The organism is Faecalicatena faecalis (assembly GCF_012524165.2).
Taxonomy (GTDB): domain Bacteria; phylum Bacillota; class Clostridia; order Lachnospirales; family Lachnospiraceae; genus Faecalicatena_A; species Faecalicatena_A faecalis.
On the sequence record NZ_JABACJ020000023.1, the window covers coordinates 22,639 to 44,817 of the forward strand.

General features: G+C 42.7%; 10 protein-coding genes. All 10 read right to left on the reverse strand.

From position 1 onward, the window contains the following. Positions 1 to 29: 29 nt before the first annotated feature. Positions 30 to 905 carry a helicase gene (locus tag HGO97_RS18600; protein ID WP_246597585.1) on the reverse strand — a complete coding sequence of 292 codons (876 nt, stop codon included), beginning with the start codon at positions 903 to 905 and terminating at the stop codon, positions 30 to 32. Between the two features lie 120 nt (positions 906 to 1,025). Beyond that, positions 1,026 to 2,696 (reverse strand): group II intron reverse transcriptase/maturase, encoded by a 1,671-nt coding sequence (gene ltrA, locus HGO97_RS18605; protein WP_216244425.1) that lies wholly within the window; start codon positions 2,694 to 2,696, stop codon positions 1,026 to 1,028. A 578-nt stretch (positions 2,697 to 3,274) separates the two neighbouring features. Further along, positions 3,275 to 10,063, reverse strand: a complete 6,789-nt coding sequence (locus HGO97_RS18610) for a DEAD/DEAH box helicase family protein (protein WP_216244426.1) — start codon at positions 10,061 to 10,063, stop codon at positions 3,275 to 3,277. 68 nt (positions 10,064 to 10,131) lie between these two features. Continuing rightward, positions 10,132 to 11,220, reverse strand: coding sequence for a DUF5688 family protein (locus tag HGO97_RS18615; RefSeq protein ID WP_216244427.1), 1,089 nt, complete (start codon positions 11,218 to 11,220; stop codon positions 10,132 to 10,134). 6 nt (positions 11,221 to 11,226) lie between these two features. Further along, positions 11,227 to 11,367 carry a hypothetical protein gene (locus HGO97_RS18620; protein ID WP_008688072.1) on the reverse strand — a complete coding sequence of 47 codons (141 nt, stop codon included), beginning with the start codon at positions 11,365 to 11,367 and terminating at the stop codon, positions 11,227 to 11,229. Between the two features lie 88 nt (positions 11,368 to 11,455). Then, a complete protein-coding gene (locus tag HGO97_RS18625) occupies positions 11,456 to 17,746 on the reverse strand; it encodes a SpaA isopeptide-forming pilin-related protein (RefSeq protein ID WP_216244428.1) in 6,291 nt (2,096 codons plus the stop codon). A gap of 69 nt (positions 17,747 to 17,815) precedes the next feature. Further along, entirely contained in the window at positions 17,816 to 19,891 is a 2,076-nt protein-coding gene (locus tag HGO97_RS18630) for a DNA topoisomerase 3 (RefSeq protein WP_216244429.1), read from the reverse strand. Next, positions 19,888 to 20,448 (reverse strand): MT-A70 family methyltransferase, encoded by a 561-nt coding sequence (locus tag HGO97_RS18635; protein WP_118576006.1) that lies wholly within the window; start codon positions 20,446 to 20,448, stop codon positions 19,888 to 19,890. The genes HGO97_RS18630 and HGO97_RS18635 overlap by 4 nt, the downstream gene beginning before the upstream one ends. Positions 20,449 to 20,452: 4 nt before the next feature. Then, positions 20,453 to 21,868: a CD1107 family mobile element protein gene (locus tag HGO97_RS18640; RefSeq protein ID WP_330654297.1), complete on the reverse strand. Its 1,416-nt coding sequence runs from the start codon at positions 21,866 to 21,868 to the stop codon at positions 20,453 to 20,455. After that, the gene (locus HGO97_RS18645) at positions 21,840 to 22,142 is read right to left on the reverse strand and encodes a DUF4315 family protein (protein ID WP_008688068.1); all 303 of its coding nucleotides are present in this window, start codon (positions 22,140 to 22,142) and stop codon (positions 21,840 to 21,842) included. The genes HGO97_RS18640 and HGO97_RS18645 overlap by 29 nt, the downstream gene beginning before the upstream one ends. Positions 22,143 to 22,179: the final 37 nt, after the last annotated feature.

Below are 22,179 nucleotides of genomic sequence, written 5' to 3' on the forward strand. Positions count from 1 at the left end.
TACCAAATTATGCCATCTTTCCTGTTTACTTATTCCAAACCGAAGTCCCGTTTTCTGGTTTCCTTGCCAGTTTCACTTTCCCGTTGACTCTTTTCTTTATAAATCTGCAGTTTTTCATGGATAGAACCACGTGCCGGTCTTTCTTCTTTCTCATCTGATTCAGACACCTCTGCTTCTGCATCTTCCCGTTCATCCATATTGAGCAATGCATTTAGCTCTGACAGTCGCTCCAGTTTCTGGTTCAACTCCTCTTCTTTTGGAAATGACTTTCCCACTTCTTCTTTCGCATTTGCCAGCTGTTCATACACTGTTTCCAGTCTTTGTTGTGCTTCTGAAAGCTTCTCTGGATAACTGTCCAACAGATTGTTGATACGGGTAATATTTCCAAGTGCATCTGCTCCAAGATGAACTTTCGAGACAGCCTCGTGTTTGACGGATAGTATAAATTCTTTACTCCATCCATCAAACTGAATCCTCATATTGAATCCCTGATAGTTTCCGATATCCATCGCAGCATCTACTGATTTTATATCTTTACATACCGCCAGAAGTGCTGCTCCTGCCTCTTTCTTTTCTGTGAACACTTTGCAACCAATCTCCATAGCAAACTGTTCTGTATCTGTGATTTTATGCTCCGAATAATGAGCGATATCTGCCTTGTAGCTGTCTATGATCTCCGTCAGTTTTGCAATCTGTTGTGGAAAGTTCCTTGCAATATCATCTTCCAAGCGGTACTGATTATTCATGTGGTTGGCTTTTAAAAGCTTTAATTTCGCCACATCCACATCTAATGCCATCTTCTCTTTTACTGCCGGATTTCCGGTTGCCAGTGCCTTGACCTCTGCATAGGAAAGTGCCGCTTCGTCCACATCTTCACAGCTTCGCACAGGTGCTTTACTGGTCATAATCTGAGAAATGAATTTCTGCTTATTCTCGATCAGCTGGTCGAGTAGGTCAGCGGTATTACTACCGCTTTCCCCTCTAAGAACCGTGCGTGAGAGTTTCCCCTCACACGGCTCAAGCACTTATAAGCCCTGCGTTAGCAGAACCAGTTCATCAACATTTTTCGAGTAATGAAGTTCTCTATGGCAATCAGCATGTAATAAAACATTCTTTTCTTTAAAATCTGCTCCTACTTCCGTATGGATTCGGAAGCCCCGTTCCACTGTGATAGGTTCACCACAATGCGGACAAATGCCTTTCTGCATTTTGTACAGTGCATTTAATTTCTTTCTTCCATTGATTTCCCGAAGCATTCTCTTTGTGTCTCTGTCCTCAAAATATTCTGTGAAACACTCGTCAAATGGTGTCGCTTCTGATTTTGTTTTCAGCCACCTTACTATTTTAGTGTCAGTAGCATATATCAGATGTAATTCAAATGAGTCTGCCATATTTACACTGAATGTCCAGTTCCTTGTGCCGACTCTCCTGAAATATTTCTTAGCTATCCATTTGTGGCTTTTCTTCGGATGCCTGCGTTTGCACCATCTCCACAGACATCTCCATACATCGAAATCAAATCTGTCAAACGCCTGCGAGGAGACATTATACTTTTGGAAATTTACCCAACCTCTGATGACCGGATTTAACTTTCTTATCAAGTCTTCCTGCTTCATAGATGGATTTTGCTTTATAATCTCCCGTATCTTATTCACAATGGCTTTATAGTTCTTTTTGGATGGTTTTGTAAGAAGCTTGTCTTTATACCACCGTATATTACATCCGAGAAAATCAAAACCATCTTCGATATGGGTAATCACTGTCTTTTCTTCTGACAGTTCCAACCCTCTCTCTGATAAAAATTCCCGGATAATCGGAAGAACACCTGCTTCCAAAAGCTCTCTGCTTTCGCCTGTGACGATGAAATCGTCAGCATAACGTATAAAGTTCACTTTTGGAAAATATGCTTTTCCATCCCTTTTAGTTTTGTGGTATTTCTTCCTAATCTGGATTTCCAGACCATCCAACACCATGTTGCAGATAGTTGGTGAAATAGCCGAACCCTGTGGGCTGCCGAGGTCTGTCGAAAATAATCTTCCGGTCTCAACGTACCCACTCTTTAACCATTTACGCAGAATATCTCTGTCCATTGGGATATGGTTCAGTATCCATTCGTGACTGATATTATCAAAACAGCCTTTAATATCTCCTTCCAGCACCCATTTAGGGGATTTTGCTTTATTCAGACAGGTAAAACACTGTTCGATTGCATCCTGAACACATCTCTTTGCTCTAAATCCATAGGAGTTAGGGTCAGCAGTGACTTCCGCAATCGGTTCCAGTGCAAATTTGTACAATGTCTGCATCGCTCTATCCTTCATACATGGGATACTGAGCGGCCTCATTTTTCCGTTCTTTTTCGGGATATATACCCTCTTTAACGGTAATGGTTTGTAGCCTCTTCGTTTTAAACTGAGAATTGCTTCATATTTCAGTTTGGGAGTAGACCATAAGATTTTGTCTACACCTGCTGTCTTTTTGCCTTTATTACTCGTTACTCTTTTTACAGCTAAAGCACGTCCGTAGAAAGAGTGTGTAAGCAGCCATTGCAAAGACTTTACTTTGCCGGTTCTGCCCTGTTGATGAGCCTTTACGATACGCATTTGCAGTTTTTTAACGTATGCATTCGCTTTGTTCCAGTCGATGCTGTCCCATTCCTTTGCAACGTCAGAAGTCGCACACATTTTCATGTTCATTTGCCTTACTCCTTTCAAAAATTCTATAAACTCTCTCGTAATTAAGCACCATGCGGAATTCTGCTCCCCTTTCGGGTGGGGCAAATTTTGAACCCCTATCCGTCCTCATTACAAGGTCGGCATTCGCTTCCTCCGCAATCCTTTACCCGCATTCCCAACGGCTTCCCTTACGGTCCACTTGCCTTTGCAGGCGAGAATACGGGCTTGACACGTTCCACTTAATCAACAATCATTGATAGTTTAGGTTCCACCTCTACTCCGGCAGTCTTATGTCCGTGTATTCCTATCGTGGAGAGGAATATCCAACTGCACACCTTTTGGTTCAAGCCTGTCAGCTACTTTGGCTTGTTCAGCCTTAACGAAGCTTACGGTGATTCAGTTAATTAACCATGCTATCAGAAAGCCTTCACCCTAACCGCCTTGTAGCTGGCAGTTTCGCTTCTCCCTCACGGGATTAGCTCCAAATAGGGTTCCGTTTATATCCGCTTCCGAACAATGCCATTACTGGCAAAGCCGGGGATATTGGCTTCATCCAACGGAATGGATGGTTTGGTCGGGGTTACCGCCAAACAGTTAAATTAAGCGACTTCGTGTCGCACCCACATGTAGCTGTCGAATGTGGATTCTGTTACATATCGGAAGATATGAACCTTTTTATTATGATTTCCCTGGCGGATAATACGCCCTTCTCTCTGTTCCAAGTCAGATGGTTTCCAGCCAATATCCAGATGGTGCAACGCAATCAGACGATCCTGCACGTTGGTCCCGGCACCCATCTTTGCTGTTGAGCCAATCAAAAAACGAACCTGCCCGGATTTCACTTTTCCAAACAGCTCCGTCTTTTTTGCTTCTGTATTTGCATCATGAATAAAAGCAATCTCTTTTTCCGGTACACCTTTTTCCATCAATTTCTGCTTCAAGTCATCATAAACATTGAAGTTGCCATCGCCTTTCGGGGTACTCAAGTCACAGAAAATCAATTGTGCAGATTTCTGTGCCGCCGTGTCTTTCCAGATCTCATAACTTTTCTCTGCACAGACTGATATTTTGCTTTCTGGATTATCTGGCAATAATTCGTTCACCAAACGCTGATCCAATGCCAATTTTCTTCCATCATTGGTAATTTTCAGCATATTATCAACCGAAGCATCTACCCCTCCGTTTCTGACAACTTCTGCACGTTCCCCCAGACTTTCTACGATTTCTTTCTGCTGTTCCGTTGGTTTCAGCACCACTGTTTCATATTCTGCCTCTGGCACAGGAAGCTTTAACTGATCGGAAGTCTTGATATCTGCAATCTCCTTAAACATATTCATCAGTTCCGGAATATTATAAAATCTTGCAAATCTTGACTTTGCACGATAACCTGTTCCTTCCGGTGCAAGCTCAATGCTGGTGACTACCTCGCCAAATGTGGAAGACCAGGAATCAAACAATCCAAGTCCCATATTTTGCAATTTACTGTTCTGCAGATACCGTTGCATAATATACAATTCCGTCATACTATTGCTGATCGGTGTGCCCGTAGCAAAGGTAATGCCTTTCCCTCCGGTAATCTCGTCCAGATACTGACATTTATTGAACATATCCGCCGACTTCTGTGCTTCATTCTGTGCAATTCCGGCTACATTTCTCATTTTTGTATAAAGAAATGCGTTTTTATAACTGTGTGCTTCATCTACATATAAATGATCCACTCCCAGTTCTTCAAACGTAACTACCTGATCTTTTTTCTCTTTCTGATTCAGTTTCTCCAGCCTTGTCTGCAATGTTTTTCTTGTCTTTTCAATCTGTTTGACGGTATAACGTCCACCATCCTGTTCATACCTTGCACTCTGGATTGCCATTTCCAGATCATCAATCTGCCTCTGAAGCATGGCTTCCTGTTTCTCATCAGAGATTGGAATACGCTCAAACTGGGAATGTCCAATAATAACAGCATCGTAATTTCCCATAGCGATTCTGGCACAGAACTTCTTTCGATTTGCCGGTTCAAAATCCTTTTTCGTTGCTACCAGAATGTTCGCCCCTGGATATAACTGCAGGAATTCTGCTCCCCACTGCTCCGTCAAATGGTTTGGAACTACAAAGAGGTTTTTCTGAGATAATCCCAGACGTTTGCTCTCCATTGCCGCCGCTACCATTTCGTAAGTCTTCCCAGCTCCTACTACATGTGCCAGAAGCACATTATCACCGTATAGCTGATGTGCAACTGCATTTTTCTGATGCGGTCGAAGTTCTATTTCCGGATTCATTCCTGGGAAAGTCAGATGACTTCCATCGTATTCACGTGGGCGGATACTATTAAAACGTTCATTATACACGCTTACCAGCCTTTCTCTCCTCTGTTGATCCTTGAAAATCCAATCTTGGAATGCAGCCTTCAAGGCATCCTGCTTTTGTGATGCCAACATAGTTTCTTTTTTATTCAAAACTCGCACTTCATCCCCATTGTCATTTACGACTTTATCATAGATTCGTACATCTTTTAGATTCAAGGTATCTTCCAGAATCCGGTAGGCATTTGCTCTCTCCGTTCCATACGTTGCATAGGCAAACGCATTTCTTGGACTATCGGCATTCTTTCCTGTAATCCTCCACTCACCATTTACCTCAGAGAATTTTACCTGTATTTCCTTCTGTGCAAGATACCTCGGCGTATGAAGCAGTTCCACCATAAACTCCTGATAATCCGAAGGTTCAATCCAGGTGGCTCCAATACGCACTTCAATCTCCGATGCTTCCAGATCTCTCGGCTGAACTGCCTCCAATGCACGGACATTCGGTGTGAATTCTGGATGATTCTCTGCAAAAGTTCTCGCAGTGTTTAATTTATCCCTGACGTTTCCAGAGAGATATTCATCTCCGCTTTCCCACTGGTCTGTCAGTGGATTTTTGAAGATAACTCCAACCAGCTCTTCTGTGATTTTCTCTTCGGTCTTTCCGGTCAACTGTGCCATATATGGGAGATCTACTTTAGCCTTTTCATTTAGGGACAGAGCAAGTGCTTCTGTGGCTGTCTCCACACTTGTCACAGCGACCGCCTTTTTAATGGTTCGTTTGGTGAACATGTCCGCTTTCCGCTTCAATGTTCCATCTTCATTCAAGTCTTCCAGGGAACACAGCAGACAATAAGAAGAGTCATCAGAAAATGCACGTTTGTTAGCATTACTTCCAATAACTCCATACTTTGCTGTGTAGGTATCATACACCTGATTCAGTTTTTTCTGCTGTTTCTGGATTTCTTCGTCTGTGACAAATTCTTCCATCTGCATGGCGATCAGTTCACGAACGGTATCACGGATTGCAACCATGCCTTTTACACGTTCTGCAGTGGCTGCAGGCATTTTCACCTGATTCATCAAAGAATTGACACGGTAATATACCTGATCATCTACCACCGTATAGCTGTAATTTCGAACATTCGGATCTGCCGGAATACTCTCTGGCATCTCATCCAGTTCTGCCTCTATATCTACTGCCGCTACCATGCTTCCCTTGATGTGTTTTACAGCTTCTTGTAACTGTAATTCCAGATCAGCTCCTTCCATTGGAGCACAGGTTGTTTCCATACCATACGGACCGGACACTTCTTTCATCTCACCAAGAATCAATCCCGGATGCTGAACAAAATACTTGTTAATGGTAATCCCATTTGCATCACTCTCTAAATTCACCCAGTCTGGCATCTCTTTTGTGAAACTCTCACGCTTCTGGAAAAACAAAATATCCGCACTGACTTCTGTTCCTGCATTTGCCTTAAAAGCTGTGTTCGGCAGTCGGATTGCCCCCAGCAAGTCTGCACGCTCTGCCAAATATTTCCGGACTTCCGGTGATGCCTTGTCCATAGTTCCCTTTGTTGTGATCAACGCAGCTACACCACCTGGACGTAACTGATCTATAGTCTTGGCAAGAAAGTAATCATGAATCATAAAATTGTAGCGGTCATACTGACGGTCATTGACCTTATATGCACCGAATGGCACATTTCCGATTGCCACGTCAAAGAAATCATTGGGATAATCCGTCTTCTCAAAGCCTTTGATCTGGATATTGGCATCTGGATAAAGAAGTTTAGCAATTCTGCCACTGATGCTGTCCAGTTCCACCCCATAGAGTTTGGACTGGTTTAGATTCTCTGGAAGCTTTCCAAAGAAGTTCCCAACTCCCATAGATGGCTCCAGGATATTTCCCTTTGTGAATCCCAGATTCTCCAACACCTGATACATACTTTCAATCACAATCGGCTGTGTATAATGAGCATTTAAGGTGGACGCTCTGGCGGCAGCATATTCTTCCGGTGTAAGGACGGTCTTTAATTCCAGATATTCTGTCTCCCATGCGGATTTTGTCTCATCAAATGCATCTGCAAGACCTCCCCAACCAACATATCGGGATAAGATTTTCTGTTCCTCTGGTGTAGCATTACGGTTCTCATCCTCACATTTCTTTAATAGCTGGATAGCCATAATATTGGCTCGGAATTTCTCCTTCGGTGTTCCCTGTCCAAGTTCATCATCTGTGATGTGGAAGTTCGTTGCTTGAATCGGTTCTGCTATTCCGTTAATCTCTTCCAATGATTCTTTTTCTTCCGATACTTCAACTTCTCCCGACAGTTCTTTTTCTTTTTTATCATAATCTGTCCACACACGTTGAGAAATCGCAGTAAAATAGGAAGACTCTTCCTCCATGATTTCTTCCCTGATTTCCCGTAATTCAGCTAAGGTATCCGCATTTACTGTTTTGTTGTGATAATGATAATAAAGTACTTCTTGTCCGAGTTTTACATCCAGACGTTCCAATTCTTGTGTTGACATTCGATTCCAAATATCATCTTTTTCCGTATGAATCGTGAAACCTTCTCCATCATCATGATATTCTAATGTGTATTGAAGTCGATCCTCTTCTCCCTTAACTTTGCAATCAAAATCATGGATTTTTGTTCTGGTACCGGACATATATTCTGAATCAACTAATCGCAAATCAGTTATATCTTCCGCTGTCAAAGTATCCTGCTCCAGCTGTTCTCCTAACATCTGCTGTGCTTCTTCCAGATCTGCCAGTCTTTGTGCTTCCTGTCGTTCTTCGTACTTTTCCATTTCTTCCGGTGACAAATAATCATCTGTGCGGATTAACTGGCGAACACGTTCTGCAACCTTGTTCCACTTTAATAAAACTTCTACCTCTGGACTGCCAATTTTCCCTTTTGCAAGTTTTAATCCTTTTGCATCATGGGATGCGTCGGAAGCATCTGCTCCTGGTATTCCGGGTGAGGAACCACCTGTTCCATACTCATTTTTCAGGAACTCAGCTGCATCTTTCATATCATGATGTTCCATGAAATACTCATAGATTCGGTTACGTCCTCCTGCAGTAATGCCGCCTCTTCTTAACACTGCGTCAATTTCATCCTGTGTGATAAAGGATAGTGCCGGACGTTCGACCGTAAATTTCTGGTCTACCCAGGAACGCTCCCTCTGAAGATCCTGAAAGCGTTGGAAATATTCCGGATTATGCTGAATCTCCCAGCGGTGATAATCTCCCGGATTCTCATCCATATATTTCTGCAGCCATTCAAAACGATAGACAATCGCATCTGCTTCCTCTTGATCTGTCCATGCTCCACTCACTACATCCTGCCAGTCTGAATATGATTGTTTCTTTTCCCAGTTTCTGCAAGTATCCCGAAAATGAAGTGCAAGAAGATTGGTCATTTCTTCCTGCTCCTGTTCAATGGCATTATTGGAAATCAAATTATCCACGTAATTTCCATCCTCATACATATCCCGAATTCTGTTCGCTGCTTCTTCCCACGTAACCATGCGGTCAAAGTTTCTTCTGGCAGAGTCCCCTCGCCGGATACGGATACCATCATTGTCATACCAGATACTGATTTTCTGACCATCTATGGTAAATCCTTTGCCACCAGTTCCATATTCATCTTTCAGAAAACTCCGCATTTCTTCATTATCCAGACCTTCAATCAGTCTTGCTGTAATATGAAACAGTGTATTTTTCTGTCCGCTTCCCGTGCGGAGAATATCATTTACCACTTCATCGGAAATAAGAAAAGCGGCTGGCTGTTCCAATGCAGCTGCCGCTTTCCTTATTTCTCCTAACTGTTCCTCTTCTGTTGGGAACAGACTTAACTGTAAATAATCTCCTGAATCACCAGCTCCTCTGCCTGTGCCTTGATCTGGTTCATGTGTCTGGTCCATGCCATCCCGTCTGCCATTTTGTCCGGTGCCGGATCTTTCTCCAGAAGTTCGTTCATCAGGTCGTCTACTCTCTGTCTTGCCTGGCTGTCGATCTCCATCAGATGACTGTCCAGACGGTTCTGCAGTGTCAGAATGTTGAACCTGGCTACCTTGTGATTTCTCAGATACTCTTTCCGCATCATTCCGTACTTGCCGATGGTTCCTCTCGTCTCTTCCAGGCTGATATCTGGAATCTGATACTCTCCGTTCTGACTGTAAGTGATCTCTCTCATAGTCTGTTTCCTCCTTATTTTCTTCTCTATCTTCTGTTTTATTTGTACTGCTTTCACGCATTAACGTGTCAAATTCATTATAGACTACTTCTTTTTCTTTTGCAACCGTTTTCAGGTCATTTTCCAGATTATTCAGCACATATCGTCCAATCTGCATCAGGACTGGTCTGCTGATCTCATTGACTGCACTTCCCAGATGTCCTAATACTATCAGCTGATTAAAGTCCGTAATATGCCGAAAATCCTCTGCATCCAGATATTCCTGTGCATCCAGTCCACACCGGTTTAGTAATACATACCAGACACTATTGGTCATCAGTTCCCGAAATTCGACTTCCTGATTCTGTTCGTCCAGTTCTTCCAGAAATGTCCCTGTTACGTCCAGTCTCAGTTCTTCCAATGCATCTGGAAGCCATTCTTGCATACTCTCCTTCGCTGCCTGATGCAGACTTTCAGCAAGTCCTCCTTCTGTATCTTCCAGTGATAACTGCTCCTGCAGATAATCTGCAACCAGCTGTTCACCTTCCACCGGAAGATTCCATAACTGTGGATCTTTTCCCAGATTCCGCACTTTATAAGTGTCCTGCACATCAAATACATACCGAAGTTTTGTTTTTGGTCCGGAAGTATTGTCAATCAAGGCAATCCCCTTGGATCCCTTTTTGATCCAGCGGTACATCTTCTGATTCCAGATTTCCATGGATGCTACGGCAGATGCTTCCGGTCGCTGTGCATAAATTAAAAGCTGTTCTGGAAAAGTGTATTTGTACAATCTGGAGGCAGTATTTAGGAACCGCATCCATTCCTGCGGACTGGCAGCCACATCTTTTGCCACCTCTTCCGTCAGCTGTTCCATTGCATATAATTTATTTGCCATGTGCTACTCCTTTTCATAAAATCAGGGACTGCTTAGTACAGTCCCCTTAAAATCATCGTTGTTTCTCTTTATAATGCTGCGGCAAGATCTTTTGACTTATTCTTTGGCACTTTGTCTGCCTCTTTTGCCTTGATCTCTGCCTTGGCTTTTTCCAGTCTTCCATGGATTCCACCTTTTACTTCCGCTTTTTCGGCTGCTTTTTCTTTCTCCAGACGAGATTCCCTACGCTCAGCATTTTCCATTACTGCGGTCTTTTTATCACAGAACTGAACCTTATCCGAAAGCTGTTCCTGTCTTTCCACCTGTGTCTCATTGACTTCCTGTACCATCGCATTTAATTCCGGAACCTGAAAAATGCCGTTATCAGGGAGAATCAGCACTTCATGAATGGAAGATGGGATGACAAAGTAATCACTTCCCAGGCATTCCCCAATCTGTTTACGAATATCTTCCTGCAGTAACAGGGAAGCTCCATTCATCTTAGCTTTGTTTGTCAGACAGAACATTGGGTTTTCCATGGCTTCCATATCCATTTTTTCATTCAGCAGGTTTTCTGGTTCTTCACCAAAAATCATAGATTTGATAATCTCATTCATATCCATAAGTGTGACACCACGTTTTCGGTCTGCCACCATCGCATCCGCTTGAATCTGTTCGGCAGATACTCCCCACTCGTTCATCAGAGAAACAGTTACCGGAATACTGCTGATCCCTTTTTCATTTTCCTCCAGATTTACTGCATAATAAGCTGCAAAATCTCCGTGTTCTGTGACTACTTTATCTGCAAGAAGATCGGTATTCCATTCCTTATCACAAATTCTCATCTGTAATTTGTCCTTCATCTTTTCATAATCCAGAATATCTGGAACTCCCATATCAAAAAATTCTGCTTTTCCCTGTGCCTCAATACGCATATCAGCCACATCGCCAACACAAGAGTCTACATCTTTTCCATGGATATATTCCTGGTAGAGGGAATCCAGATAGACTGTCGGTACGATTCTCTGATCTCCGTTTGGAATCGTAATACCTGTCAACTTCAAACCGTTGTTTTTTTCTACTTCCTGAAGTTTAATTTCTGCGTCCTTATAAGACTCTGGCAGATACTCCTTTACATTGTCTTTGACATATTCATAAAATTCTTTTCTGTTCATCATACGCTTTTACCCCTTTCTGATCATGTGATGGTTCATTCTTTTTCTGCTGACCATCTGCTCGGCTTTCTTCTGATAAGCCATCATTCTCTTTACTGTTTTCTCCTGGTTTTTTCGTGCTTCCTGTCTTTTTTCCATTGCTTTCATCATAGTTTTCTGTTCCTTTCTGTGATTTTTTTGTATGAAAAAGGGAGCCTCACATAGAAGCTCCCAATCATAACCGTTGGTTTTAGTTTCCTTATTTCCTTTTCCTGCTGATATAAAGTCCTGCCATACCTCCTGTGGAGATTACAAGAAGCAAGATTGGCAGCCAGATATTCGTGCTGTCACCTGTTTTCGGTGCGTTTGATACCTTTGTCTCTTCATGGGACTGTGGTATATCCGGTGTGTTCGGTGTTTCTGGAACTTCCGGTTTCTCATTTGTCAGATTAAAGGTAACTTCTACAACCGGTGTACTGTCATCTGCATAGGCAAATGTCACTTCATGCTTGGTCTGATCCAGTGTGTATCCGTCCAGTGTCTTTGTTTCCACCAGATAATACTTGATAGCGGTATCATATTTGCCGTTCTTAAATGTGGCAATCTCATACAGCTTACTTTCTGCATGACCGGCAGCATCTGTCTTTAAGGTTTCCAGAACTTTTCCTTTGCTGTCACGAAGTTCAAATTCTACCCCTTTCAGCGGTTCTCCTGATGATTTATCTGTCTTATTGAGAATCACTTTTCCCTTGGCAGTGTCATCTTTCATAGCTACTTTCTGGATTTCTCCAGTATCCTTTACTTCAAAACTAACATCCGATGTCAGAAGATATCCTTTCGGTGCCTGCTCTTCACGTAAGGTATATTTACCGATTGGAAGTTTTTCGATATAGTGTGCTTCCTCTGTGGAAGTCCAGCTCTCTACTACCTGATCATCCTTATCGAGAATCGTCAGTTTCGCACCCGGAATTTCAGTTTCTCCTGTGATATCTGTCTTACTGATCTGCACTTTTGTCACATCATCTTTCATCTCTACTTTCTGAATCTCGGCTGTATTTTCTACTGTAAAGGTAATACTTTCTGCAGTGGCATATCCATCTGCCGGTTTTGTCTCTGTCATGGTGTATTCCTTGCCAACCACCAGTTCTTTGATCACATGGGATTCTTCCGTAGAAGTCCATTCATCTACTGTGTTGCCATCTGAATCCGTCACTTTCAGGTGTGCACCTGGAAGTTCTTTACCTGTTGTCAGGTCTGTTTTGGTCAGCTCCACTGTGGTTGGCTGATTCTCAAAAATAAAGTCGTAGCTTACTTCTGCCTGGTCTTCTCCGGCATATTCAAAGGTAAATTCCTGTACTTCTTCTGTTGTAACAAATCCGTCCGGCGCAAAGATCTCTTTCACATAGTATTTTCCGTCTACCGGAAGATCTGCCGTAAAAGTAATCTGTCCTTTTTCATCCGTTACCCGCTGCTCGATCAGACTGTCTTTCTCAAGGAGTACCTCGCCCTTTGCATTTTTGATATCTTCACTGGTATAAAGACCAAAGACACCACCTGCAAGAACACGTTCTGTATCTTTTTCTTTCTTCAGAACCGTAACCTTTACTTTCTGACGGGCATTCTGCCATTTCTCATCATAAGTGATGACTGGTGTGTCCTGATCACGGTAGGAAAGGTCAACATATCTCGGCTCTTTGTCCAGCACATAACCATGGGCTGTTTTTACTTCCTTCACATAGTATTTTCCTGCCGGAAGATCTCCCATCTGTGCAATACCATTGGAATCTGTGGTAATGGTTCCCACTTTTTCATCTGCTTTGAAATAATCTTCACTGACACCATCTGCCGCTTTGATATCTTCCGAAGCAAATACGTCGAACGTCACATCTGTAAGGCTTCCGGTTACATACTCAAAAAGATGCTCCACAGTACCTTTTACATGATCCAAAAGTGTCACCTTATCCAGAAACTCTCCATTTTTGTTGATGATCAGAAGTCCTGTCGGAACTTCATCTTTCATCTCTACTTTCTGAATCTCAGCAGTATCTTCCAGCGTGAACTTCACATCCGTTGCTTTCAGATATCCATACGGTGCCATTTCCTCACGAAGAGTGTATTCCTCTCCAACTGTCAGTCGTTTGATCACATGTGGCTGATCTTTTACAGAAGTCCACTGATCCACAACATTTCCTTCTTTATCAAGAACAGTGAGTTTTGCCCCATCCAGTTCCACACCTGTGGTTATATCAGATTTTGTAATTTCTACTGTTGTCGGCTGGTTCTTTTTCACTGTTTTCAGTTTTACTGTCTTCACATCCTGTCCCTGGTAAGAAGCATCCAGATTCAGAACTTCATCAGAGGATACAAATCCCGCCGGTGCTTTTAACTCTTTCACATAATACTGTCCAAGCGGCAGATCCAGCGTACATGCTGCAAGACCATCGTTATCAGAAGTCATTTCCTGCAGAAGTGTATCTGCCTTTACAATGATCTCACCTTTCTCATTCTTCAGATCTTCTGTGTTATAGATGCCAAAGACAGCTCCTGCTACGGTTGCACCATTTTCTGCATCCTGTTTTTCTACCTGGATTGCAACTTTCTGGCGGTCATCGCCAACCATCACTTCCTGTTCGATCACAGGTGTATCCTGATCCGCATAGACAAATGCGGCATCCGATCTGTCATGGTTCAGGACGAATCCTTCCGGTGCAGTCTTTTCTACCACATAGTAAGAACCAAGCGGCAGGTTATCAGCAACTGCTTTTCCGTCTTCCCCGGTCGTTACCGTTGTTACCAGTGCATCTTTTGCATAGATCAGCTGTCTGTTCCCGTTTTCATCTTTCTGATAATCCGGTGTATAGATATTTTCAGCTGCATAGACATGAAATGATGCACCCTTCAGGTATCTTTCTTCATAAACAAAATCCTTTTTAAATCCGGTCAGCATCTCACCTTTTTTATAGATCGTCAGCTTTCCTTTTACCGGATGGTTCTCATAGTCTACCGTAATAATGGCATCTCCGCTCTCAGAATCCATCTGGTATGCTGTATTTGCATCCACCGCAATCTCTACATAGTTCTTATTGATTGTGTACCCTTCCGGTGCGTTGACTTCCTCAATCCGGTAATGTCCGATCTTCAGATTCTTCGGCATGATCAGATATCCCTGGCTGTCCGTAAAATAGGACTTATGAGTGGTTGTCACTGGGTAAGTTGTTACCTGCTCCACATACTTCTTGTTGTCCAGGTCATATACCTTAAATTCTGTTCCGGCAATCAATACGGATTTCTTTGTTTCATCATCTTTTTTCACGATTTTCAGTTTTGCCTTAAACTCTTCATCCAGAAGCACTCGCCAGATCTGTGGCTCGTTTGGATGATGTTCTGTGATATTCACTTCAAAATCATCGACTGGCTTGTAATTGTGCGGTGTTGTAGTTTCACGCACGATATAGCTTCCAAATGGTAATGGAATACTGCAGGCATACCCTTTTTCATCTGTGAAAATCTCAGTTGCTCCATTTTCTCCACTCACTACTGGTTTGGCAGAATCAAAATCATAGCTTCCATCTGCTTTCTTTGTAAGGGAAGATTTCAGATAAACTGTAAATCCGGCTCCGGATAACAGATCTGCATCGGTCTTTCCATTGTTGGCTGCTTTGATGATCTGAAATGGCTGTTTGATGACCTGCTCACTGGAAGTGCACTCTCTTTTTACTTCTGCTGTCATATCTCCTTCATAACTACACGTAAGATCATGCTCTTCTGCATCTGCCAGGTATCCGGTCGGCGGAGTAATCTCTTTGACATAATATTTGCCAAGATATAGGCCATTTACAGAAGCCTGTCCTTTGTCATCTGTTGTAAGAGAAGCTACCTGCTCTCCTGCTTTATAAATAGTTCCAGTTGCTCCATCCGGGTGCACAATATCTTCACGAGCATACAGTCCATAAACTGCACCTTTCAGTGTGGCATCTCCCTGCGGTACTGCTTTTCCTGTCTCTTTATCCACTTTATAAAGATTGATCTTTGCTGTCACACGGTCATTGCTGAAGGTATGGGCAAAAGATACGGTTGCTTCTTTATCATTGGTGTAAGAAAACTTGAACGTATACACATCTTCTGTATTTCTTACATAACTTTCCGGTGCCTGATCTTCCTTTACAGAATAGGAATATCCAATCGGAAGATCTGCTGTGAATTTTGCAGTCCCATCTGCTCCAGTAGTTGCTTTCTCAATCAGTGTTCCTTTTTTCACAACAACGGTTCCGTCTGCATTTCTAATATCATCGGATGCATACAGAGCAAAAATACCGCCATTCAGTGGTTTCTTTGTATCTTTATCCTGTTTTACTACGGAAACATCTGCTTTCTGTCTTTCGTTGTTAAAAGTCACATCTGCAAATACAACTTCTTTATTCTGTCCGGCATAAGTCAGAGTCACTGGCTTTTCTTCGCTGCCGTTATAGAAATTGTCCGGTGCTTTTGCTTCTTTCACCACATAGCATCCAAGATGCAGGTTCTTCAGTGTAACAGAACCATTCTCACCTGTTGTCAGATTTTCTTTTACAAGGTCCCCTTTGCTGTACACTTTTGTGCCATAAGCAGTTACGATATCTGCTCCGGCATACACGTTATATACTGCATTTTTCTGTCTGCGGTTTTCATACTGGAATACCGTTCCATTCTCACTGACATCTGCTCCGGTAAGCACCTGTCCTTCTTTGTAAATGGTAAGCTCTGCCAGCTGTTCCTTATTTTCCACGGTTACAGCTGAGGTCTTACTTGCTACCAGTTTTACATTTGTTGCCGTTGCATTTACCACATATCCCTGTGGTGCTGTGATCTCTTTCAGATAAACAGTATCCTGTGTCTTGATGATCGTAACAGAAGATTTTCCATTCTTATCTGTTACCGGCATCTGAGTGATCAGTTTTGTGCAAGACTCATCGCTGTATACACCGAATACTGCACTCGCAAGATTAACATCCGCCGTGTCGTCTTTCTTTACGATTTCAATCGTAGCCTGTTCAATCCAGGACACCTTTAAGCTTACATATTTTTCATCAGCGACACCTTCTCCAAACACAAATGCCAGATCCTGAACACTTGCATTCGTAGTCAGTTTATATGCTGAATAATCTTTTGTAATACTTCCCTTCATTTTTGCAGAAAAAGTAGCACTTACATCTCTTGTCTGTGTCAGAGGAGCTGAGAGATAAAACGTGGTTCCGCCTCCAATTGTTACGCTTGCACCTGCCGCACTTACATTTCCAGTAGATACATTATGGAGCTTTACTCCTTTTGGTAAGTCCATTGTGATTTTCTGCTGGGAAGATGCGTTGAACTGAATGTTCTCCGTTCTCTGAACATTTCCATCTACATAAGCTTTTACATTCGGCTTTGAAAATGACATTGCTACATCTGGTATTTCCGGCTTATTCACACAATAATTATAGAGTTCTTTTGCCAAAGCCTCTCCTGTAGCATTTGTTCCGTAAAATGCATCACTACTTCCGTTGGCATATGATGCAGCCATGTGAATAATGATGAATCTTTTTCCTTCTGAAAAATCCGTGTGTTTATTCGCAAAAAAGCTTTCACTTCCTGCGGCATCTGTACCGTAATAACACACTTTTGCTAACGCCTGATTGTCTCCAATCTTTGTGATTGTATAATTTCCAGATCCTGGTCCAGGTTTTGCTGGCTGTACACAATACGCAGTTGCTCTGACGCTTCCGTAGCTGATATAGTACGGCTCTGTCAGATAGGTTCCAAGATTATAATCTGCATATCTATACAGTGGTCCTTTTTCAATTGTTACCTGCTGTGTACTTCTTGCTGAATAAGCCGAAACTGCTTCAAATGTTGCAATCTCTCCTTCTTCCATAGCCTCAAGATCCACACCTTCGTCTCCTGCCTGTTCCAAAACATCATGAAGCTCTAACCCTGATTCTTCATCATAGGTATCCTGGTTCTGTGCCTGCTCTACCAAATCATCAAATTCATCAGCGTCAATATCGGTAATCTCCGATTCTGCTTCTGAATCCTCCGCTTCTTCTGTCTGCTGTTCACTGCCAGCTGTTTCGGATTCAGTCACTGCTTCACTCCCTGCCGCCTCTGTCTGTACTTCTGTTTCTTTCTCACGCACAATCAGTTTTCGGCTGACTTGGTACTTCGGATGCTCCTGATTTACCGGTTCCACATAATAGACCGCTTTGTAAGTGTCCGCATGATCTGTCGTAAAATCCTCATCCTTGTCGTTCTTTGCTTCCTCAAATGTGACTTTGACCTTGTTATCATCCTTGATTTCCAGTCCTGTGTAGTCTGATTTCACATCAAATACACTGCCTGTTTCGATTTCATAATCTTTGGCAGTCACCACCTCATCTTCATCCAGAAGGTCTTTCACTTCCTCATAAAGTGGAGGTTTTTCCTCTGGCTGGATCTCCGCTGCATATGCAGTCATCGGAGATAACACTGTACTAAGCATTGTCATGCCTGCCAGCAAGCCAGATAGTACTTTTCTAAAATTACCTTTTTTCTTCATGCTAAGGTCCTCTCTTTCATAATATTTGTATTAAAACAGACAGTCCTTAGACTGCCTGCAATACACTGCTTATCGTTGCGGGAAACTCAGATTGAACTGCACATTTCCCTCGCCGGGATCAACCATCTCCACTGTTGCTTCATACTGTCTCCCTGTTTTTCTGGATACCAGATCCTTATAATGGATTTTTCCTTTAGACAGGAACTTCTTTGCTGCCGCCTTATCCATCTTTTTTCCCTGGCTTGCAAGGAATTTATCATTCTTCCATAAGGCAAAAGCACAGTTCCGGTCAGAACAGTAAAAGTTTACTTTTCCTTCCCTGACATCAGCTCCACAGCGGGGACATTTGCCAATGACTTCTCCTTTTGCTTTTCCCTGAAACTGCTCTTTCTTTTCTTCTGAAATCCCCTGATATCTGGCAACCAGTTCCTGCATCAGCTCTGTAATCCCATTTAGGAATTCATCTGCTGTCTCTGTATTCTGGGCAATGTGATTCAATGCCATTTCCCACTCTGCTGTCATCTTCGGAGATTTAATCTCATCCGGCAGAACCGTAATCAGGACATTGCCATCATCTGTCGGCACCAGATTTTTCTTTTCCCTTTTCACAAAACCAGACTGAATCAGTTTTTCAATGATTGCTGCCCTTGTTGCCGGTGTGCCAAGTCCTTTCTTTTCTGTATCTTCGGTCAGTTCTTCATTCCCTGCACGTTCCATCGCAGAAAGCAGGGTATCTTCTGTGTACTGTTTCGGTGGCTGTGTAAAATGCTCCGATACAAAAGAATCACAAGGACCGTAATGCTTGCCATCCCAGATATCCAGCTCCGGCTCTTCTTTTTCACTCTTTACGCCAAAGAACTGTTTCAATTTATTTTCGATCGACTTGAATCCTTCCTGCTTTGTTTTCTTTGCTGAGAGATAAAACGTATGATAATTACAGGTAATCTGGCATTTATGGCTTTCATAAATATAAGGATCTGCGGTTGCTGTCAGTACCCTGGCACTGATCAGATACAAAATCTTGCAGTTTCGTTCTTTCAGTTTACCTATATCTGCCTTTGCTACTTCCACGGTCGGGATAATTGCATGGTGATCAGATACTTTCTTTGAATTTAATACCTTACTCACGTCCGGCTGATATTCCAGCCCTTCGGCATAGGGCATTTTCCCAAGTAATATCTGAATCAGAGTTTCTGTGCTTTCTCCCATCTCATCTGTCAGATACTGGCTGTCTGTTCTCGGATAAGTAACAAGCTTCTGCTCATACATCTCCTGCACGGCATCCAGCGTCTGCTGTGCGGTATAACCAAACATTCGATTGGCTTCCCTCTGCAGAGTGGTCAAATCATAAAGCTTCGGAGGACGGACCGTTTTCTCTTTCACATCATCCTTCTCCACTTCGCACATACGCTCCATACAGTCCGCAGCCACTCTATCTGCATCTTCTTTTTTCTGAAAATGCTCTGTGACCGCATCCATATCGTCAAACTTGATATGAGCCATATAATATTTCTCTTTGGTAAATTCCTTGATCTTCTGATTTCGATCCACGATCATAGCAAGTGTTGGTGTCTGTACTCTTCCAACTTTCAGATTCTGGTTATACAGAACGGAAAAAAGACGGCTCGCATTGATTCCCACCAGCCAGTCTGCCTTTGCCCTGCAAAGTGCTGACTGATAGAGACTGTCATAATACGAACCGTCTTTTAATGACGCAAATCCATCTTTAATTGCCTGTTCTTCCATGGAAGAGATCCAAAGCCGCTTCATCGGCTTTCTGCATCCTGCCTGCTCATACACCAAACGAAAGATTAACTCACCTTCACGTCCTGCATCAGTTGCACAGATTACTTCATTCACTTCGGAATCTCTCATCAGTTTCTTTAAGATTCCAAACTGCTTCTTTGTACCCTCCAAAATCTTGTGTTTCCAACATTCCGGCACAATCGGCAGATCTTCATATCTCCATTTTTTATATTTTTCATCGTATTCCGATGTATCGCATAATCCCACCAGATGTCCTACGCACCAGGAAACGATATAACCGTTTCCCTCCACGTAGCCATCTTTTCTTGTTCTGGCTCCAAGCACGGAAGCCAGTGCCATCGCAACCGATGGCTTTTCTGCAATCACTAATGCTTTCATTCTATTTCTTCCTCACTTTTCATTTCTATATCTGACTGTATTTCATTTCCCCAGACATCCCACCCAGGTGTTGTCTGTCGTGCAAATAATTCTATTCTCGGTACATCACCAATAAGCTCAACAATTCTATCTCTTGCCACATCTGGTTTTTTACTGTGTCTTTCAATGTGTGATAAAATAATCTGTCGAACATATGCTGATTTCCTATGAACAGACCCTTTCGTTGCAAGCAAACAAATTTCAGCATTGCTCCTTGTCCAGTGTCCCAGACCAAGAAACAAAGTATCTGCCTTTTTATTCTTCTTTACCCACACGAACGCTACTGTCTTGTATTGAAATCCCCATGCTTGAATCACACTTAATCCTTCTCTCAGCTGTGGAAAAGTGACCCAGAGAAATAAAACACAATCTTTATCCGCTAATTTTCCAACTGGAAGATCACAGATTTCCTGCAAACTCATGGTCGGGTAATGGTCTGCGGCAATTCCCTGCCCCGCCTTCCTGTTATACTGCCAAGGCGGATCAGCGTATATAATCTGATATTTCTTATTCCGCACTCAATCATCGCCCTTCCTCCTCTTCTTCATCTTCCAGCACATTATCGTCAAAATCTTCATCTCTCAGGATTTCCGGTTCTGTACTTTCTTCCTGCTCATCTGCATCGTCTACTTCCCGCTTTTCAGACTCTGAATCTTCGGATTCATCTTCATCCTCTTCCATCTCATCCTCGTCATCATATTCATGCTTTGGTTTATAGACTTTGAAGTAATATCCTCCTGCCGCAGCTCCGACTGCAACCAGTGCAATCAAAAGATACGTTCCAAATGGACTTTTATCTTCAGGCATCTGAATATCATCCTCTACCTTATCTTTCTCGGCTGACTCTGTCGTTTCCGGCTTTTCTTCCTCTGCTTTTTTCTCTGGTTCTGCATAAACCGTATCTACTTCCGGAAGTATCACCGAATCAGAAAGTGTAAAGTTCATCAGATCTTTTTCACTAACTTCGGTAAGGAAATACACATTATCCTGAGATTTTGAATTGTCGATGATCAGATAGAAAATCTTACCACTCTTAGTTGAAATGGTATAAAACTCTTTTGTGCCTTCCGTAGCTGTTTTGGTAACAGAATCTGCTGTCTCGCCTTCTTTATTAAGCTGTTCCTCAATACCTGTCACTGTCCGATCATCCACGGTTCCTTTTGCATCTGTCGGCTCAGAAGCCTGTGCATCCTGCGGAAGCGGTGAAGTCGTTGTTTTCTCAGTCCCAGTTGCATCTGCACTGGTCGTGGTTGCCATTGCACCATTACTGTCACTGGAAGTTTTCTGTTTCTCTGCCTGCTTCTTTGCCCATTCATAATAAGGATTCTGTAACACATACTTTTCAGACGTATTTCCGGCACCGTCTGTTACCGTAATCTCAATCTGTTTTGTAGTAAAATCTTTCTGTGTCAATTGCACTCTCAGCATTCCATCCTTCAAGTCTGTATAAGTGGTGCCATTGACTGTTACTGCAGTAATCCCTGATACTGTATCATTCCCCTGAATCGTCAGCACACCATCTGTCAGGGAAGCAGAGAGTGTAGGCTTTTCCGTGTCATAACACTTAATAGAGCGATTCTGCTCATAGACCTTCCCCTCACCATCTGTAACACGCACATACACTGTCTGATTTCCAGTGATCGTGATACTTCCACTTCCGGTTACATCCTGCCAGCTTCCATCTTTTCCTGCTTTTGCTTCAATCTTTGCTATTGAGAAACCTTCCGGCATATGACTGGCATCTACCGTAACAGCAATGGTTGTTTCTCCCTGTTTCCAGCCATCCGGTTTCTCAATCGTGATTGCAGGCGTGGTATTCTCAGCTGCATAAGCAGTCTGTGTCTGGAGCAAAGGTGTTGTCAGGCAAAGAAATGTCGTTGCTGCAAGCAAGCTCTTTTTTACCCTGCTTTTAGTAATTGTTCTCTTCTTCTGTTTCATTTTTTCCAGATTCATCATCGGCTTTTGTTTCCTCCTTCTGTATTTCTACCCTGCCGGGCAGTTCATTTTTCATTCTCTTTTTGAAAGCTTCCAATTCCGGAATACTCATATCCATTGCACGGATAATTCTTACAATTTCCAGATTTTCCGCTTCTGTTTTTGCAATCTCCGCAGCCTTGAACCGCTTTAAATCTGCTTCATATCTGGCTTTGGAAGCTTCCATTTTCTCTTTGGCTTTCTCATAATCTGCCGTAGCTTTTTCAAGACTTTTCATCGGTTCTCCTTTCCGGACGGCTGATGCAGCCGCCCTT

Coding starts and splice junctions, on each gene's coding strand:
- HGO97_RS18600 (WP_246597585.1), bottom strand. CDS start 905: ATGACCAGTAAAGCACCTGTGCGAAGCTGTGAAGATGTGGACGAAGCG.
- ltrA (WP_216244425.1), bottom strand. CDS start 2,696: ATGAACATGAAAATGTGTGCGACTTCTGACGTTGCAAAGGAATGGGAC.
- HGO97_RS18610 (WP_216244426.1), bottom strand. CDS start 10,063: ATGGCAAATAAATTATATGCAATGGAACAGCTGACGGAAGAGGTGGCA.
- HGO97_RS18615 (WP_216244427.1), bottom strand. CDS start 11,220: ATGATGAACAGAAAAGAATTTTATGAATATGTCAAAGACAATGTAAAG.
- HGO97_RS18620 (WP_008688072.1), bottom strand. CDS start 11,367: ATGATGAAAGCAATGGAAAAAAGACAGGAAGCACGAAAAAACCAGGAG.
- HGO97_RS18625 (WP_216244428.1), bottom strand. CDS start 17,746: ATGAAGAAAAAAGGTAATTTTAGAAAAGTACTATCTGGCTTGCTGGCA.
- HGO97_RS18630 (WP_216244429.1), bottom strand. CDS start 19,891: ATGAAAGCATTAGTGATTGCAGAAAAGCCATCGGTTGCGATGGCACTG.
- HGO97_RS18640 (WP_330654297.1), bottom strand. CDS start 21,868: ATGAAACAGAAGAAGAGAACAATTACTAAAAGCAGGGTAAAAAAGAGC.
- HGO97_RS18645 (WP_008688068.1), bottom strand. CDS start 22,142: ATGAAAAGTCTTGAAAAAGCTACGGCAGATTATGAGAAAGCCAAAGAG.